Genomic DNA, 18,655 nt, shown 5'->3' with positions numbered 1-18,655 from the left:
CTACGCCTCAGTCCCGCCTCACAGCGGGTACGCCGATGATGCCCCCTCGATGGCCTCGGTGAGGTCGATCTCGCGCTCGCCCAGCTTGAAGCGGTAGCGGTCCAGGATCTCCAGGGGCTCGTCCTCGGCGGCCAAGTAGGCGCGCACGGCCTCCTTCTCCTCCTCGTCGAGCCAGCTCATCCGGTCCGACAGACACCGGTAGCGGCTGGCCTCGGCGACGTCGCGCAGCCACTGCATCTGGGTGTCGTCCAGAAGGTTGCGGCGGTGACGGAAGAAGACGACGTCGGGGTCGACCCCGATGACCCGCCCCAGCCAGAGCCGGTTGATGCCGGCGTGCAGAGCGTTGTAGGCCTTGGCGTCGGATAAGTCGTCGGAGGCGTAGTTCTCCCACATGGGGGCCACGTCCGGCCCCACCCGCACCGCATCGAGCAGCCCGATGGAGGGCATGATGAGCGCCCCGGACCCCAGGAGGAAGGCCTCCTCCCCGGCGGCGTCGCGCACGAGGCGCAGTCCGGTGCGATAGGCCTCCTCCCGGTCGATCTGCCGGTGCCGGTAACCGGGGACGGCGGCGGCGTTGATGAAGTCGAGCTTGAGGTAGTCGAAGCCCCACCGGTGGACGATCTTGGCGATGAGCTTGCGCACGTAGGTCTGGGCGGTGGGGTGGGTGGTGTCCAGCGCGTAGTAGTCGCCGCCCCAGTTGGAGCCGGCCACGGCCAGTCCGCCGTCGGCGTTGTGGACGAACATCTCCGGGTAGTCGCGCACCGCCCGGGAGCCGGGCAGGGCGATGAAGGGCGCCACCCACAGGCCCGGCTGCATACCGGCCTCGCGGATCCGGGTCGCGGCGGCCTCCATGCCGTCGCCGAAGCTCTCGCCCGCCTCCCAGTCGCCGACCGCGGCCTGCCAGCCGTCGTCGATCTGAAGCGTGGAGAAGCCCAGCTCGGCGACCTGCGGGACCTCGAGCTCGAGCGCCTCCTGCGAGATGCCCTCGTAGTAGGAGTACCAGGAGCACCACACGCTCTGCGGCGTGATCGGCCGGCTGTCCAGGGTCTCGCCGAGCTCGCGCGCGTAGCGGGCCATGACGGCGGTGGCCGGGCCGGGCAGGATCACCCAGCGGGCCGAATCGCCGGACTCGGTGAAGGCCTCCAGAACCGCGGTGTCGGCGCGCAGGCGCGGCGTGCGCCCATCCAGGCAGCCCACGAGCAGCGCCCCGGAGGCGTCCTCCAGGACCGCCATCCAAGCCGAGTGGTGGCGGGCCGGATCGTCCCAGGAGTCGTCGTCCGCGGTCCGACGCCGCTGCTGGTTCGCGATGCGCATCGGCGCCTCGCTCAGGCGGCGCCAGCCCGACGGCGACCAGGAGTTCTGGCCGGTGCGGTAGAACTCGCCGTCGCGCATGTCGTGCAAGAGGGTCAGGTGCGAGGCCTCCACGTAGACCGCACCAGTGGCGCCGCCGGCCCCGTGCTGGGTGGTCACCGTACCGTCGCAGGCCAGGGCGATACTGCGCCCGGTCAGAGTGATGTGGTGAATCATGCGCTCTCCTCAGCTCCTGCCTGTCCCGCCTGCGGGTCGGGTCCCCGTCGAGACACCAGCACCGCCCGGCTCGCACTGTACGTGGTGCCGACCGTCCAAACCGACATTTTCTTCAAAGATGACGCGGAGCCGCGTCGTTTATGAAGAAGAAGTCGGTGAGTCCGGACCCCGCTGGCCGCGATGGAAATAGGCCGCCAGGTCCGCGTCGAGCTCGGGCACGTCGTAGGGGACGGATCCCGAGCGCAGGGACCGGGTGGCCAGCACCCCGGCGGCGACCGCCTCGCGTGCGGAGACCGGTGAGGCATCGGTGACCCCGCCGTCGCGCACGAAGCGCAGGAACTCGTCGATGGCGAGCTGGTCGGCGCTATCGTGCCCGGTGCCCTCCTCGGCGATGACGTACTCCTCGGTGGCGCGCTCGGCGTAGTGCTCCGTGCGCTCGGTCCACACCTTGACGACGTCGCCGGCGCTGTCGCCGAGGTTCTCGGCCCGGCCGCGGGTGCCGATGACCGTGTAGCTGCGCCAGTAGTCGGGGGTGAAGTGGCACTGCTGGTAGGAGGTCATGACCCCGTTGCGCATGGTCATCATGAGCATGGAGTGGTCTTCGACGTCGATGACGGGGTTGAGGTCGCCGACCTCGTCGGCGGGCCAGTGGTCGAGGGTGAACCAGTCCTGCATGACGGTGCCGGCGCTCGTGCCCGGCTCCCGGCGCTCGGCGTCGCCGTAGACCATGAGTCCGCCCATGCCGACGACGCGGGCCGGCTCGGAAGCGGCCAGCCAGCTCATGACGTCGATGTCGTGGGCGGCCTTCTGCAGTAGCAGGCCGGTGACGTGGCGGCGCTCGGCGTGCCAGTCGCGGAAGTAGTAGTCGCCTCCGTTGCCCACGAAGTGGCGGCACCAGATCGCCTTAAGCTCGCCGATCTGCCCGGAGTCGATGATGGAGCGCAGTAGCCGCACCACCTCCATGTGGCGCATGTTGTGACCCACGTAGAGGCGGGTACCGGTGCGCCGGGCGGTGGCCAGGATGCGGTCGGCGCTCTCGATGGTGATGGCCAGGGGCTTCTCCAGGTAGACCGGGACGCCGGCCTCGAGGAAGAAGCCGGCCAGTTCCTCGTGCGTGTCATCGGGGGTGGTCAGGATGACGGCGTCGATCCCGCACTCCAGCAGGGCGCGGTGGTCGGCCACCACCGCCACGCCCTCGGGCAGGAGGCGCTCGGCGCGAACGGCGGCGTCGGGCGCGGTGTCGGCCGCGGCGACGAGCCGGGCTCCGATCGGCGAGGAGTCCGCGAGCGCGGCCAGGTAGCAGCGGGCCCCGATGCCGACGACGCCGACTCGCAGTTCTCTTGATACTTCAAGCACTCTCTCACCCTCAGCTCTTCTGACGGGCCGCCCACCAGGAGCGCAGCGCCTGCCGTGCCAGGTCCTCGCCGATCGGCCCCTTCTCCATGCGCAGATCCATGAGGAAGCGGTAGGCCTCGCCGACGATCGGCCCGGGGGGCACGTCGAGCTCGGCCATGATCTGGCCGCCGTCGAGGTCGGGGCGGATGGCGGCCAGCTCCTCGGCGGCGCGCAGGGCCTCGATGCGCTCTTCGAGGTCGTCGTAGGCGCGGTCCAGCATGGCGGCCTTGCGGCGGTTGCGGGTGGTGACGTCGGCACGGGTGAGCCGGTGGAGGCGTTCCAGGAGCTGGCCGGCGTCGGTGGCGTAGCGGCGCACGGCCGAGTCCGACCAAGCGGAGTCCGCATACCCGTGGAAGCGCAGGTGGAGCTCGACCAGGCGCGAGACGTCCTTGATGGTCTGCTTGTCGAAGCGCAGCGCCCGCAGGCGCTTGGCCGCCATCCGGGCGCCGACGTGGTCGTGGCCGTGGAAGGTGACGGTGCCGTCGGGCAGGAAGCGGCGGGTGGCGGGCTTGCCGATGTCGTGGAGGATCGCGGCCAGGCGCAGGACCAGGTCGGGTCCGGGGACGGGCCCGTCGGGACCGGTCTCCAGGTCGATGGCCTGATCCAGAACGGTCAGGGTGTGCTCGTAGACGTCCTTGTGGCGCTTGTGCTCGTCGACGGTCTCGCGCAGGGCGCTCAGTTCGGGCAGGACGACGTCGGCCACGCCGGTGTGGACCAGCAGCTCCAGTCCGCGTCGGGGCTGGGGGCTGACCAGCAGGCGCTCGAGCTCGGCGCGCACGCGCTCGGCGGAGACGATCTCCAGGCGGGAGGCCATGTCCTCCATGGCCTTCATGACGTCCATCTCGACGTCGAAGCCGAGCTGGGCGGCGAAGCGGGCGGCCCGCATGATGCGCAGGGGGTCGTCGTCGAAGGACTGCTCGGCGCTGACGGGGGTGCGCAGCACGCCGGCGGTCAGGTCGGCCAGGCCGCCGCAGGGGTCGACAAGCTCGAGGTCGGGCAGGCGCAGTGCCATGGCGTTGACGGTGAAGTCGCGGCGGGTGAGGTCCCCGGCGAGGGTGTCGCCGTAGGTGACCCGGGGTTTGCGCGAGCCGACCTCGTAGGCCTCCGTGCGGTAGGTGGTGACCTCCACGATGGTGCTGCCCTTGCGCGCACCGATAGTGCCGAAGGCCCGGCCCATGTCCCAGGTGGTTTCGCCCCAGGCGGCCAGGATCCTCTCGGTCTGCTCGGGGCGGGCCGAGGTGGTCAGGTCCAGGTCGTGGGGGGCGACGCCGAGGAAGGCGTCCCTCACGGGCCCGCCGACAAGCGCGATCTCATGCCCGGCGCGCACGAAGGCGTGCCCCAGGGCGGCCAGGGCGGGGGGCAGCCCCTCGAGGGCCGCTCGGGCCCGCCGGGTCAGGCCGCGGTTCTCAGCGGAGTCCATGGGATCGGAGGGATCGGGGTGCGCAGTCATCGGCCCAAGCCTGCCATGAACCCCGCCCAGCGCGCCGTCGTCGACAGCACCGTCGGCGCCGTCGTGAGGACCGTCTCGCGTATTTCACACATGCCGCGCCCACGGGCGGTGCGGCTGTGTGCGACGACGTACTCGGCCAGAGACATCCGGCGGCCTCGACGCCCTAGAGTGTCCCTATGCCCTCGCCACGCACTCGCACACCCCGCGCCGGAAACCCGGCTCATCGGGCGAGTGCGCGCGCTTTGCCGATCGTCAACGAGACCAGTGCCGGAGGCCTGGTCGTCGACGTTCAGAACGGGCAGGCCTTCACGGCGGTCATCGCCCGGCGCAACCGGGGCGGCCGGTTGGAGTGGTGCCTGCCCAAAGGGCACCTGGAGGGCGCCGAGACGCCCGAGCAGGCCGCGGTCCGCGAGATCATGGAGGAGACCGGGATCACCGGCCGGGTGCTTCTGCACCTGGCGACGATCGACTACTGGTTCGCCGGTCAGGAGCACCGCGTCCACAAGGTGGTTCATCACTTTCTGCTGGAGGCGGTCAGCGGGACCCTGACCACGGAGAACGATCCGGACCACGAGGCCGAGGACGTCGAGTGGGTCGCCCTGGACGACGTCTCCCACCGTCTGGCCTATCCCAACGAGCGCCGTATCGTGGCCGCGGCCTGGGACATCCTGGTGGGGGACGGATGACCTGCGCCACCAATCTGTGCGCAAAGGTGGTCGCCACACTGGGCTCCGGGCTGCGGAGCAGGGCGGTGGTGGCCATTGCCGTCCTGCTGGGCGTGGTAGGCCTGGTGGCGTGGCCGTTGATAGCCCTGCCGGCAGCGTGGGCGGACTCTGCTCCGGCCAGCGCCCCGGGCGCTGGACCCGCCGGGATCTCTGCCGACATCGCACCCGGAGCGCCGACGAAGCCGTCGATCTCACCGTCAGCCCCGGCGGAGAAGACCCTGAAGACCGGGCCCTCGGACCAGAGCGCCGAGGACTCGCAGACCCCGCGCACCAAGGTGGTCGCCGACCAGGTGACCTTGAGTATCGATGCCCTGACCCCCGAGGTGCTGCACAGCGACCAGGACCTGGTGCTGAGCGGCACCATCACCAACGGAACCGGCCAGGTCGTCACCGGGGTGGATCTAGTGACGCGAGTGCAGCGATCCACGGAGGTGACGAGCCTGGGTCTGACCAAATGGCTGAACGGGACCGACGAGTCGGGGCTGTCGGACCCGTTGACGGTCCCATTGGGGCGCGACCTCCAGCCGGGCGAGGTCACCCAGTTCTCCATCACCGTTCCGGCCGACGAGCTGCCGCTGACCAGCGCCGACCAGTGGGGGCCGCGCGGCATCGCCGTCAAACTGGAGTCCCAAGGCAGCTCCCTTGCCCAGGACCGCAGCATCCTCGTGTGGGACAACGGCGCCTCCGTCGCCCCGGTGCGCCTGACCGCCTTCATCCCGGTGACCGCCTCCGCACAGGAGACGGCAGTTCTGGCCGGTCCGCGTAACCAGGAGCGCAAGGAGGCCCTCACCCGTATCCACAGCCGGGTCCTCGGCCTGCTGGGCATGGCCGGCGACGACGTCGTCGTGGCCGTCGACCCTGCGCTCGTCGAGGCCCTGGGCGTGACCTCGGCCAGCCTAGAGGAGGCCGCCCGTAACGGCGGTTCCCGGTCTTCGGCGTCCGAGGGTGCCCCTCAGACACCTCAGGGTGGCGACTCATCATCGCCGTCCACGGCGGAGCCCTCGGCGACTGCCGGTCCGTCGCCGAAATCCTCGGCGCCGCCCTCGCCCTCGGCGAGCGCGACCGCGACATCGCCGCCGACCAAGACCCCCGACGACGTCACCCAACTCTCCGCCGCCCTTGTGCGGGCCATCGGCACGGGCAGTCTCGTGGCCCTTCCGTGGGGCGACTCCGATACCGCAGCACTGGCCCATCTGCAGCAGACGAGTCTCATCGAGACCGCCACGCAGCGCACCCGGGAGTCGGCCATCGTCAAGGCGGGGGCGCCGGCCTCACTGGCCTGGCCGGCCTCCAGCATCACGGACTCCGCCACGGTCGACGTGCTGCCGCAATCGACATCCACCATCATCGCCTCACCGACCTCTTTGCCGGTGGCCGATGAGCTCACCTACACCCCCTCCGGACTCGGTGCGCTCGGGGACCGCGCGGTCCTGCTCCCCGAGCAGTCCCTGTCCGAGGCACTCGCCAGTAGGACACCCGAGGTCGGCACCGCCGACCAGGCTCAACAGGCCGCCCCATCCACCCAGTCTCCTCAGGCCGCGGAGCTCGATACCCGCCAGTTGCTGCGCGGCGACAGCGCGATCCTGACCCGTCAGGCCCCGGCGCTCGAGCGCGACATCGTCGTGGCGATGCCCCGTCAAGCGGCCTCCAGCGCGGACCCCACCGCTCTGCAAGAGCGCGTGGACGCCCTGCACTCCACCTCTTGGGCCCAGCCCCAGTCCTTGAGCACCCTCGAGGAGCACGCCCGGGCGGAGGTCGAGGCCGTCGATGAGGGGACCTCGGGGATCGAGCGCTCCGAGCCGCCGGACAGGGTGACCGACAACGACGAGCTGCCCGCGGCGACCCTCGCCGCGGCCGCCGGCACGGCCAGCACCCTGCAATCGGTGTCCTCGGTGCTCTCCAACCCGGCTGCGCTGCTAGGCGACTACACGGATCTGGAGACCGTCGTCTCCTCGGCGTCCTGGCGGGCCGACTCCGCCACCCGTGACGCTCAAATTCCAACCGCCGAGGCGGCCGGAGCAGGCGTCACATCCTCGCTGGCCGCAGTTCCGTCATCAACCATCAACCTCATCAGCTCCGAGGCCCAGCTGCCGGTGCGGATCACCTCGTCCCTGGACCAGAAGGTCACCGTCCAGGTCTACCTGGTCTCGGACAACAAGCGCCTCCAGGTCCCACGCACCACGACCGTGACCGTTCCCGCGCACCAGCAGGCCAAGGTCACGGTGCCGATCCAAGCCGTCGGCTCGGGCGACGTGGGCCTGACGGTCCAGGTGCTCGCCGCAGACGGCACCACCGTGGGCACGCCCACCACCGTCCACATGAGAGTCCGCGCTGACTGGGAGAGCCGGGGCACCGGCATCATCGTCGGCATCCTTGTCTCCATCGTGGTGATCGGTACTGTGAGGACAGTACGACGAGGCCGCCGCACCGCGGTGACCCCGGCAGCACAGGAGACGGCATGAGCATGATCAAGCACGCACGGGCCAGGCGCTCCTCCTCCCGGGGGCGCAGCCAGGCGTCGCTGGCGCGATCCTCGGCCATCATGGCCTCGGGGACCCTGGTCTCCCGAATCCTGGGCATGGTGCGCAACGCCCTCATCGTGATGGCGCTCGGCGCCACCGGCTCGGGGGCCGCCGACGCCTTCAACACGGCGAACAACCTGCCCACCTACCTGTACAACATGATGATCGGCGGGATCCTTAACGCGATCCTGGTGCCGCAGATCGTCCAGGCGCTGCGACGGCGCAACGGCGAGGAGGTCGTCAACCGGCTCCTGACCGCTGCGGCCACGCTCATGCTGGTGGTCACCTGCATCGCTACCGCGGCCGCGCCCCTCATCTTCGCCATCAATGCCAACTCCTTGGCTCAGGGGCAGTGGAGCACGCTATCCTTCGCCTTCGCGTTCTGGTTCATGCCGCAGGTCTTCTTCTACGGTCTGTACGCGCTATGGGGACAGGTTCTCAACGCACGCTCGAGCTTCGGGCCCTATATGTGGTCCCCGGTACTCAACAACATCATCTCGATCGCCTCGATCCTGGCCTACCTCCATATCTACGGCCGGTACACCACAGGCCAAGGACCTGAGGTCTGGGACGTTTCCCGGATCACGCTTATCGGGGCGACAACCACCCTGGGTATCGCTGTTCAGGCCTTGATTCTCTACATCCCTCTGGTGCGCTCCGGATTCCGGCCGCGCATTATCTTCGGGGTGCGGGGCCTGGGGCTGGGCAAGACCGTCAAGGTGGCCCTGTGGGCGCTGGCCGGAGTGGGCGTGGCCAGCCTGAGCAACTGGATCACCTCCAACCTGGGCTCCTACGCGGTCACAGCCTCCGAGCAGCCCGAGTACGCAGACGTCATCGTGCCCTCGACCACCATGTGGCTCAACGGCTATCTCATCTACATGCTGCCGCAGTCCCTGGTGGTCACCTCCATCATCACCGCCCTGTTCACCCGTATGAGCGAGAAGGCAGCGGCCGGGGACGCCGCCGGAGTGCGTGAGGATCTCTCCCTGGGACTGCGCTCGGCGGGTGTCTTCACCGTGCTGGCCACGGCGGGCATCTGCGTCCTGGCCGTCCCGGCCCTCCAGCTCTTCACGCCGTCGATCACCCTGCCCGAAGCCCAGGCCAGCGCCCCCATGCTCATCGCCCTGGCGCTGGGCATCGTCCCGCAGGGCGTCTGGTTCGGGACCCAGCGGGTCATGCTGGCCTATTCCGACACCAAGCGGCTACTCCTGGCCGACGTCGTCGTCGGCGTCATCCCGGTAGTCCTGTGCATCATGGCCTACCTCATGGCCCCGGCCAACCACTGGATGACCTGGGCGGGAGCGGCCAACACGATCAGCCAGATCGGGGGCTGCGCGGTGGTCATCCCCATGATGCGCTCCCACCTGCCCAGCCTCGACGGTCGTAAGATCATCACCACCCATTTGCGTCTGGTCATGGCGGTGGCGCCAGCGGTCGCCGCCGGGATCGTCCTCAATCTGCTCATGGGCGATGTCGATGGGGACTCCTCCTTGGGCAAGATGCTCGCGGCCTTCGGGCACATCGCCATCGTCGCGGCCGTCATGTCGATCATCTACCTGCTTATGGGGCGCGTGGTGAAGATCGGGGAGATCGCCGTCGCCTTCCGGCCCTTCTCACGGATCCTGTCCGCGATCGGTCACCGTCTGCCCGGTGCGCCCGGGAGAGTGGTCCTGGCGATCGCGGCCTGGTTGTCGCCGCCGGAGCCGACGACGTATGCCACCGCCCAGATGCCCGCAACCCAGGCTGCGCCGCCGCCTCCGCCGCCGGCACGGTCCACTGCCACCCAGTCAGATTTTTCGACGGGTCCGGCCGCATATGGTGCTGTTGGCTACACCTCCAGCTCCGCCCAGGCAGCCACACCCGCACCGCCGCCCCCCTCGCAGGCGCAAACCCACCCCTGGGGACAGCCGGGTCAAATGGGTCGACAGCCTGCCGGCGGTTGGCCGTCACAGGCACCTGCGGGCTACACCCAGGACGGGCAGCCGGCCTACCCGCTCGCGCCCCGACCACCGGCGCCCTCGCAGGCAGCGGCCCCACCGCCACCCACGAGCGCCGACTACGCGGCCGAGGCTTCCCGCCGTTCCCAGACGCCCGGGCGCTTCCCGGGCAACACTCCCGGAAGTATCCCGCCCTCACTGCCCGCCAGCATTCCCCCTTCCCGGGTGGCCACAGGACAGTCCGCCGCCCACCCTTCCCATGCCTCTGCCCACACGAGCCACATCACCCCGGTTCGGAGCCCTCAGACGGTTACGATGGGATCAACCGGTTCAGATGGACAACCATCTCAAGGAAGGAGACGCATGTCGGAGGCGACGCCGATCGGCAGTGGTCGCTACGGGCTCCTGGGAACGCTGTCCACCACGCTGCCGCGTATTGTCAGGCACCGTGGCGTTGACACGATCCTGGATCGAGACGTCACGATCCTGGTTCTCACCGATGCGACGCTTCACCGCGACAACGTCCTGGAGTCGGCCAGTAGAGCGGTGCTGGTCGAGGATCAGCGCCTCCAGCTGGTCTACGACGTCGAGCGCGCCGAGCCCTCGGTCATCGTCACCGAGCCGCTGACCGGGCGCACGTTCTCCTCTCTGGTCTCCCGGGGCATGCCCCCCGCGCAGGCGCGTTCGATCATCGGCGAGACTGCTCAGGCGCTCGACGCCGGTGCTCGTAGGGGCCTGCACCACCTCAATCTGTCTCCCGAGTCCATCCGCGTTCTTCCCGATGGCAGGATCAAAGTCAGCGGCCTGGGGATCGAGGCCGCCGCGCTGAACCTGGAGAGCCGGGTGGCAGGCCATGACCCGTCGGCCGCCGACCGCGCCGATGCCCGCGCGCTGGTGGAGATCCTCTACTACGGCCTGACCGGCCGGTGGCCGGGCAAGCGCCCCGGTATCCCTTCCGCACCCCGTCTGGGCGGCGTCCCGGTCAAGCCCTCCACGCTCGTGCCGGGGATCGACCCGATCCTGGACGAGCTGTGTGAACGCACCTGGAGCAGCCAACCACCGATCTCCGCAGCCGAGGTGGCCCGTTCACTGGGAACCTGGGACCCCGTGGTCGGCTACCACGAATCGGGCTCGATGCCGATTCCAGCAGCCTCGCAGCGTCCATCGCCGTCGGCTGGTGTTCCTGGCGGCGCTGTAAATGCCGGAGCCGCAGGAGCCGGGGTCGCCAACGCGGCACGCGGGGTTCTGGATCGGCTGCGGCGCAGCGGTGCCGGCAAGGGGGCCACGGTCGCCCCGACGGCGAACCCGTCAGCGACTGCACCCGTTCAGCCCGGCCAGGCGCCGTCGCTGCCAGCTGGCGCCGATGCGCCTACGGACGCCACCGCAGTCATCGAGACCTCCTCGGTCAGTGCGGGCGCGACCGCACCACCCGCACCCGCATTCGACCCGCAGCACTCCGGATCTCCGGCGGCACAGGAGCATCCGGCCGACGACACCTATGTCCAGGTCACCGGACCCGCGAACCCGATTCCGAACGTCCTGTCGACCGCCTCCGAGACCGTCCCCGGACCCGCACCGGTTCCGGCCGAGCCCTTCACCGGTAGCTTCCCGGCCTTCGAGGATGACGACGAGGAGGAGATCGACCCCGAGGCGGCCCGCCGGGAACAGCGCACCACCGGCAGCGTCCTGGTCACGCTCGTCCTCATCGTTCTGGTCTCGCTGGGGGCGGCCAGCTACATCGTGTATCAGACAATCGGCATCCCCTTCGCGGACAAGGACCGCGCGGCCGCGGATACCGTTCCCTCGACCAGTTCCCAGAACGCCGGCGGTGGCGGGCAGCAGTCTGCCCCTGCCACCGAGGCACCTGCAGTCCCACCCGAGATCGCCAGCGTGAGCGTTGTCAACAACCCGAGCTCCCAGGCTGCCAACAACCAGAAGTACCTCAATGACGGAGACACCAGTCGTCCCTGGTTCTCCCACAACACCAGCAACCCGGAGCTGGCACAGCCGATCGATATCGAGATCAAGCTCAAGTCTTCCGCCAAGGTCTCGCAGATCGACCTCCAAGGCACCAATGAGGGCGGGCAGGTCGAGGTCCGCGCCACGGACATCAACAACGCCGGTGGCGGCACGCTACTCGCCCAGGGCCCCTTCACCGCGGGAAACACCACCTTCACGATCGACAAGCCCCAAGAGGTCGACACCATCGTCGTGCGGGTGACCCAGCTTCCCAAGAACAATGTGGCCGATGAGTTCCCCTACAAAGCCACCGTGACAGAGGTTACAGTCAAATAAGCTTAGTCATGGGAACAAGCTTAATTGATTACTAGTTGCACTGGGTGTCCGCGTAACGCGGCCATCGCCCGCCTGTCAGGAGAGTCATGATTCACGACGTCGTCATTGTCGGATCCGGCCCCGCCGGCTACACGGCAGCCATCTATGCGGCCCGCGCCCAGCTCCGTCCAGTCATCCTGGCCGGTTCGGTGACCGCGGGCGGCGCCCTGATGAACACCACCGAGGTGGAGAACTACCCCGGCTTCATCGAGGGAATCATGGGCCCCGAGCTTATGAACCAGATGCAGGAGCAGGCCGAGCGCTTCGGCGCCGAGGTCCGCTACGAGGACGTCACCGGTCTCGAACTGGAGGGCGGCATCAAGCGCGTCACCACCTCCGACGGCGTCTACGAAACTCGCAGCGTCATCATCTCCACCGGTTCGGAGTACCGACACCTGGGCATCGATGGGGAGGAGCGCCTCTCCGGTCACGGCGTGTCCTACTGCGCCACCTGCGACGGGTTCTTCTTCAAAGACCAGGACATCGTGGTCGTCGGCGGTGGGGACTCGGCGATGGAGGAGGCGACCTTCCTGACCCGCTTCGCCCGCTCCGTCACCGTGGTCCACCGCCGCGACGAGCTGCGAGCATCCGCCGTCATGGCCAAGCGCGCCCAGGAGGATCCGAAGATCTCCTTCGCCTGGAACTCGCGCGTCGTCGAGCTCCACGGCGAGGACTCGCTGACCGGCCTCACTCTGGAGGACACCGTCACCGGCGAGCGCCGCCAGCTCGAGGCCACCGGCCTGTTCGTCGCCATCGGCCAGATTCCGCGTAGCGAGCTCGTCTCCAATGTCCTCGAGCTCGACGAGGCCGGCTACATCAAGGTCGAAGCCCCCTCGCAGCGCACCCGCATCCCCGGGGTCTTCGCCTGCGGCGACGTCGCTGACCCCACCTATCAGCAAGCGATCACGGCGGCGGGGTCCGGTTGCCGCGCCGCCCTGGACGCCGAGCACTACCTGACCACTCTGCAGGCCTGACCCGACGCCGCGCACCTCAGCTCAACGGACGGCACCGGCGCCGGCGCCGTCGAAGCTCCTGCTCTCCGCCTATCCCGACTCACCCATCCACAACGTCCGAGGAGAAAACCATGTCCGAGGCTCTCGCCGTCACCGACGCCACCTTCGAGGAGGAAGTCCTCAAGTCCGACGTCCCCGTCGTCATCGACTTCTGGGCCGAATGGTGCGGCCCCTGCCGCCAGATGGCACCGATCGTGGACGAGGTCGCCGCCGATTTCGGTGACAAGGTCAAGTTCGTCAAGGTGGACGTGGACGCCAACCCGGCCACCGCCCGCTCCTACGGCGTGCGTTCCATTCCGACTTTCGCGGTGATGCGCGACGGCGAGGTCTTCCACCAGTTCAGCGGCTCGCGCCCCAAGGCCTCCTTCAAGTCGGAGGTGGAGAAGGTCCTGGCCTGACGCCGGACTCCCGCCAGCCGCCGTCTGCCGATTCGACGCCGGTCCTGTCCAATCATCCTTCTCGGAGCGATGGGCGGGGCCGGCGTCGTCTACGAGAGATCTGATGACGTGTCTCGTCATAGGCGGGGCTCGTCTGTCGTCCGCGGTCTCTGCCCCGTAGAATCGCTCCGGAATCGCGGCGGTTTCACGGCGCGCGACACGGCAAGAAGGCAGCACATGCAGCACACCCAGTACATCTCGACCCGCGGCCAAATGGCACCGGCCGGGTTCATGGACGTTCTTCTGGCGGGCCTGGCGCCCGACGGCGGCCTGGCGGTCCCGGATCGGCTGGAGTCTCTCACCGCGGATCGGTTGGAGAGTTGGCGACCGCTGGGATACGCAGATCTGGCCACCGAAATCATCGGACTGTTCGCCACCGATGTTCCACGTGACGACCTGGCCGCACTGACCCGGGCCGCCTACGGCGAGCCCCGGTTCCCGCAGCCCGTCGTCCCAGTGACCGCGCTCGGCGACGTCGCCGACGGTTTGGTCCTCGTGGGTCTATCCGAGGGGCCGACGATGGCCTTCAAGGACCTGGCCATGCAGTTTTTGGGGCAGGCGATTCCCTATGTGCTGGCCAAGCAGGGCAGGGTCCTCAATATCCTGGGGGCCACCTCCGGAGACACGGGTTCGGCGGCCGAGCACGCCTTCCGGGGTCAGGAGGGCGTCAGCGTCTTCATGCTCTCGCCGGCTGGCCGCATGAGCTCGGTGCAGCGGGCCCAGATGTACACCCTCCAGGATGCCAACATTCATAACATCGCAGTGCGGGGCGTTTTCGACGACTGTCAGGCGCTGGTCAAGGCCCTGAGCAATGACGCGGATTTCAAAGAGGCTCACCACCTCGGGGCCGTCAATTCCATCAATATCGGCCGGATCGCCGCGCAGGCCGTCTACTACGTCTGGTCCTGGCTACGAGTAACCGACGCAGTGGAGGAGGGGGCGCGCGCCGGCTACCGCGTGGACGTGTGCGTCCCCTCGGGCAACTTCGGCAACATCTACGCCGGGTTCCTGGCCCGGTCCATGGGCGTACCGATCCGCCGACTCATCCTGGCCACCAATGAGAACAACGTCCTCGAGGAGTTCTTCACCACCGGCGTCTATCGACCGCGCTCGGCGACGGACACGCTGGCCACCTCCAGCCCATCGATGGACATCTCGAAGGCCTCCAACCTGGAGCGCTTCATCTGGGCGCTGCTGGGGCCGGAGGCCTTCGTACAGCGCTGGGCGGAGCTGGAGGCCACCGGCACTCTCGATCTGCGCGATCAGCTCTCACGCCTGGGAGAGGAGTTCGGTTTCGTGGCAGGAAGGTCGTCGCACGCCGATCGGCTGGAAGCCATCCGCACCGTCAAGGAACGTTCCGACCGTCTCATCGACCCGCACACGGCCGACGGCATCACGGTGGCATTGCGCACCATGGAACCCGGTTTTCCAACCCTCGTCATGGAAACGGCCAAGGCCGCGAAGTTCCCGCAGACCGTGGCCGAGGCACTCGGGAAGGATCCGGAAACCCCCGACATCATCGCAGACCTGCTCACTCGGCCTCAGAAGGTGGAGACGATCGACAATGAGGAGGCCCCCTTGCACGCTCTCATCGAGGAGCGGGCTCTGACCTCCTGAACCGGGGTCGATCCCCTTGGGGCGCCGCACCTGACGGCACCGCGCCGTGCATCGCTTCGGTGATGCACGGCGCGTCCTCATCTGCTGCCGTCGTCTCATGACAAGCCGGTTCGGGCTCTCCTTGTTTCACGTGAAACACTGCGGATTACTCCCGGCCTGACCGTGTCCTGCCCGATGGCTCAGCGTGGCAGACTTGGGCTTACGGACGCAGTCATGGCGACCAAGGAAGGACCGCAGGTGAGTGAGGACAACAACCAGGTGAAGGGGAACCGGCTCGATCCGTGGCTGGACAGCTATGCCGCGCGAGCTCATGGTCTGCGCGCGTCGGAGACGCGCTCGCTGTTCGCCGTCGCCTCGCGTCCGGAGGTGGTGTCGTTGGCCGGGGGGATGCCGAATCTCAAGGACCTCCCGCTGGAGCGATTGGCCGAGGCCACAGCTGAGATGATCCGCAAGGATGGCGGCAGGGCGCTGCAGTACGGCAACGGCCAGGGACTGCCGCGGCTGCGGGAGCAGATCACCGAGGTCATGGCTTTGGAAGGGATCGAGGCCTATCCGGAGGATGTCATCGTCACCACCGGGTCCCAGCAGGCGGTCGATATTATCACCGAGCTCTTCGTTGATCCCGGCGACGTCGTCCTGGCCGAAGCCCCCACTTACGTCGGTTCGCTGTCGATTTTCTCGACCTACCAGGCCGATGTGCAGCAGGTGTCCATTGACGCAGACGGAGTCATTCCCGAGGCCCTGGAGGAGACGATCGTCCGGCTTGAGCGCGAGGGACGTCGCATCAAGTTCTTCTACTGCCTGCCCAACTTCCACAATCCTGCCGGAGTGACGCTCACGGAAGAGCGCCGTTCGCAGGTCATCGAAATCTGTCGGAGCCACCATATCCTCATCGTGGAAGACAATCCTTACGGCCTGCTTGGTTTCGAGGGTCAGACCTACACGGCCCTCAAGACCCTCGCGCCCAACGACGTCGTCTACCTCGGCTCCTTCTCCAAGATCTTCGCTCCCGGTTACCGTGTGGGCTGGGCGGTGGCTCCACCGGCGGTACGGGAGAAGATGAAGCTGGCCTCGGAGGCCGCGATCCTGTGCCCGTCCTCGGTGGGTCAGTACTCGATCTCGATGTATCTGGACCAATTCGATTGGAAGCAGCAGATCCGAGAGTTCCGGACGATGTATCGGGGGCGCCGCGACGCCATGGTGGCGGCGTTGGAGGAGTTCCTGCCGATGTGCCGGTGGAACGTCCCCGATGGTGGTTTCTACGTGTGGGTGGGGCTTCCCAACGGTCTCGACGCCAAGGACATGCTGCCACGTGCAGTGACCAGCCTGGTCGCCTACGTCTCGGGGACGGCCTTCTACGCCGGCGGTAGGGCGGGGCAGGACCATTTGAGGCTTTCCTTCTGCTATCCCGAGCCCGTTGAGATCCGCGAGGGTGTGCGGCGACTGTCCGGCGTCGTGACCCGCGATCTTGAGCTGTTGGACCTGTTCGGTCCGACCAGCAGCCACCGTCCGTCCGAGGGCGTTCATGCGCCTGCTCCCGACCAGATCTGAGGTTGACGATGAATCAGTCCCCACTCCGTATCGCTGTTCTTGCCGGTGGATTGAGCCACGAGCGCGATATCTCACTGCGGTCGGGCCATCGTGTCGCCCAGGTTCTCAAACACCTGGGCCACACCGTCCTCGTCCTGGATATCGACGCGCGCGCCATCGGGTCGCTCAAGACCTTCGGCCCCGACGTCGTCTGGCCCTTGGTGCACGGTGGCCCCGGGGAGGACGGTGGACTGCAGAACGTGCTCATCGCCCTGGGATTGCCGTACGTGGGCACTCACTCCGACGGCTGTCAGCGAGCGTCCTTCAAACCAACAGCCAAAGCAAGTGTTCGCACCGGAGGAGTGATTACTCCTGACTCATTGACTCTTCCACATTCCTACTTCAGTCAGCTGGGAGCGCAGGAAGTGCTGACCGTCGTCGCGGGTCACCTGGGTCTTCCTGTTGTGGTGAAACCTCATCAAGGGGGCTCGGGACTCGGCGTGTCCTACGCGTCGACGGCGGACGAGCTGAGGTCGGCCATGGTCGCGTGCTTCGCCTATGACGAGCGAGCACTCATTGAACGCTACGTCCCCGGCACGGAGCTTGCTGTGTCGGTCGTGGACACGGGAGAGGGGCCACGTGCGCTTCCCCCCGTTGAGGTCGTGACCGATGGCCAGTATGACTTTGATGCCCGATACAACCCGGGACGCTCTGAATACTTCGTTCCCGCACGTCTGGATGACTCTGCCATCGGCATGGTCAAAGACACTGCTATCACCGTCCACAAGACGCTTGGGCTCGGAAACCTCTCTCGAACCGATCTGATTCTCGACGAAGCGGGCTCGCCCTGGTTCATCGACGTCAATGTCATTCCAGGAATGACCGAAACATCCCTGCTACCGATCGCTGCGAAAGCGGAGGGCGATTTGGAGGACCTGTATGACACGCTCGTGAGGAACCCGTTCGTCCGTCCCTAGGCCTTGTTTCACGTGAAACAAGCGGCTCCGCTCTGAATGAGCGGAGCCGCTTGTTGTATGGAGAGGAGAGGGCGGTAGGGAACGACGGTGCAGCTACCGTCCCGTACCTCTACCGCCGTCATACCGGCGATGTATATAGCCCGAAGCCCGCGCCGATGAAGGCTCCAACCACTGACCGCCCGGCAAGACTTCGAGAGTGCGGAATGCTACATCCAGGAGCCTCGTAACGATTCCCGTGATGTTTCACGTGAAACCACCGATCAACTCATGTTCCACGTGAAACCACGGATCGACATCGCAATGACGCACTGCTCCACCGTCGCACCAGTGTCATGATCATCGGGATCAGATACATCGCCCACGAATGCCTGACGAACCGAAGGGGCGGCTAGCACACCGTGAGCGCCAGCTCGCTCTGCTAGCCGGCTCCAGCCGTTCAGCACAACGGTACAAGGCCAGGTTGCATCCACGTGGCGTACCTTCATCTTCATGTCTGTGGCATCTTTCTGACCGTACTTGTTCTCGTCAGGTTCTCTCCGGTCCTCCTCCTCAGGGGAGGGGGCTGCCGATGAACGCCGCATGATTGCCACTCACCCGATTCCGAGAAACAGTCGATCTTGTTCCCGCCGCTGCAGCCACCACAATCACCGTTTCACGTGAAACATAGTCTTCCCGTCCGCAATGATTAGATCATATGGATCAGAGATACCGCATAGCAGACGACGTCACCCGAGCTCCCGCGAACACGCGGGCCTCTCCCGCTGGGCCATCCTGATGCCAACTTTGGCAGCGGCGTTCTTGTGCCGGGCATGGTGTCTCCTGTGCGTACTCGTTTCGACTCGAGCCGGGACCGTCCGCTGCATATGCCGGTGTGCCAGTACGAAGGGAACATATGAAGAGGAGCCGTATGGAAGCTACTTGTTTCCCGTGCAGAAACGGACTCGTTCCAGACCAACCAGTTAACTGTGCCTCTTGCTTGCACGAGATCATCAGGTTTCACGTGAAACACGAATCAGGGTGACAGCACTGGCGATCAGCGGTCCACTCTCCTTGATCAAGGCCGAGCTCCCCACCGAGGCTTCTCAGGATGCACGTCTCGTCAGAGATCAATGAACTGGGGTTTCACTGCCGACTACTCCGCCGACGTCACCTCGTCATTGCGTTCAGTATCATCTGCAATCACATCTACAG

Annotated in this window: 11 protein-coding genes; 8 read left to right on the top strand and 3 right to left on the bottom strand. The window is 67.2% G+C overall.

Going from position 1 to position 18,655, the window contains the following annotated elements:
* Positions 1-18: 18 nt before the first annotated feature.
* From FK256_RS10145 to FK256_RS10135, 3 genes are all read right to left on the bottom strand, one after another.
* Positions 19-1,527 carry a glycoside hydrolase family 36 protein gene (locus tag FK256_RS10145; RefSeq protein WP_141424675.1) on the bottom strand — a complete coding sequence of 503 codons (1,509 nt, stop codon included), beginning with the start codon at positions 1,525-1,527 and terminating at the stop codon, positions 19-21.
* A gap of 138 nt (positions 1,528-1,665) precedes the next feature.
* On the bottom strand, positions 1,666-2,883 hold the full coding sequence (locus FK256_RS10140) for a Gfo/Idh/MocA family protein (protein WP_141424674.1): 1,218 nt from the start codon (positions 2,881-2,883) through the stop codon (positions 1,666-1,668).
* Between the two features lie 10 nt (positions 2,884-2,893).
* Positions 2,894-4,372, bottom strand: coding sequence for a CCA tRNA nucleotidyltransferase (locus FK256_RS10135; protein WP_141424673.1), 1,479 nt, complete (start codon positions 4,370-4,372; stop codon positions 2,894-2,896).
* Positions 4,373-4,548: 176 nt separating this feature from the next.
* Here FK256_RS10135 and FK256_RS10130 point away from each other — a divergent pair, with 176 nt between their 5' ends.
* The 8 genes from FK256_RS10130 (at position 4,549) to FK256_RS10095 (ending at position 17,464) form a co-directional block, all read left to right on the top strand.
* Positions 4,549-5,058, top strand: coding sequence for an NUDIX hydrolase (locus tag FK256_RS10130; protein ID WP_009232692.1), 510 nt, complete (start codon positions 4,549-4,551; stop codon positions 5,056-5,058).
* A complete protein-coding gene (locus FK256_RS10125) occupies positions 5,055-7,559 on the top strand; it encodes a DUF6049 family protein (protein WP_141424672.1) in 2,505 nt (834 codons plus the stop codon). Before FK256_RS10130 ends, FK256_RS10125 begins: the two co-directional genes overlap by 4 nt.
* Positions 7,556-11,851, top strand: coding sequence for a lipid II flippase MurJ (locus FK256_RS10120; RefSeq protein ID WP_141424671.1), 4,296 nt, complete (start codon positions 7,556-7,558; stop codon positions 11,849-11,851). Before FK256_RS10125 ends, FK256_RS10120 begins: the two co-directional genes overlap by 4 nt.
* A gap of 86 nt (positions 11,852-11,937) precedes the next feature.
* A complete protein-coding gene (gene trxB, locus FK256_RS10115) occupies positions 11,938-12,864 on the top strand; it encodes a thioredoxin-disulfide reductase (protein ID WP_021605020.1) in 927 nt (308 codons plus the stop codon).
* A 110-nt stretch (positions 12,865-12,974) separates the two neighbouring features.
* Positions 12,975-13,301, top strand: coding sequence for a thioredoxin (gene trxA / locus FK256_RS10110; RefSeq protein WP_009232696.1), 327 nt, complete (start codon positions 12,975-12,977; stop codon positions 13,299-13,301).
* A gap of 216 nt (positions 13,302-13,517) precedes the next feature.
* A complete protein-coding gene (thrC, locus tag FK256_RS10105; RefSeq protein ID WP_141424670.1) occupies positions 13,518-14,957 on the top strand; it encodes a threonine synthase in 1,440 nt (479 codons plus the stop codon).
* Between the two features lie 213 nt (positions 14,958-15,170).
* Entirely contained in the window at positions 15,171-16,508 is a 1,338-nt protein-coding gene (locus FK256_RS10100) for an aminotransferase-like domain-containing protein (protein WP_141424669.1), read from the top strand.
* An 8-nt stretch (positions 16,509-16,516) separates the two neighbouring features.
* Positions 16,517-17,464 (top strand): D-alanine--D-alanine ligase family protein, encoded by a 948-nt coding sequence (locus tag FK256_RS10095; RefSeq protein WP_141424668.1) that lies wholly within the window; start codon positions 16,517-16,519, stop codon positions 17,462-17,464.
* The last annotated feature ends 1,191 nt before the right edge of the window (positions 17,465-18,655 follow it).

This window comes from Actinomyces johnsonii, assembly GCF_006546835.1.
GTDB lineage: Bacteria > Actinomycetota > Actinomycetes > Actinomycetales > Actinomycetaceae > Actinomyces > Actinomyces johnsonii.
This window is presented reverse-complemented; position numbering and strand designations above follow the sequence as displayed.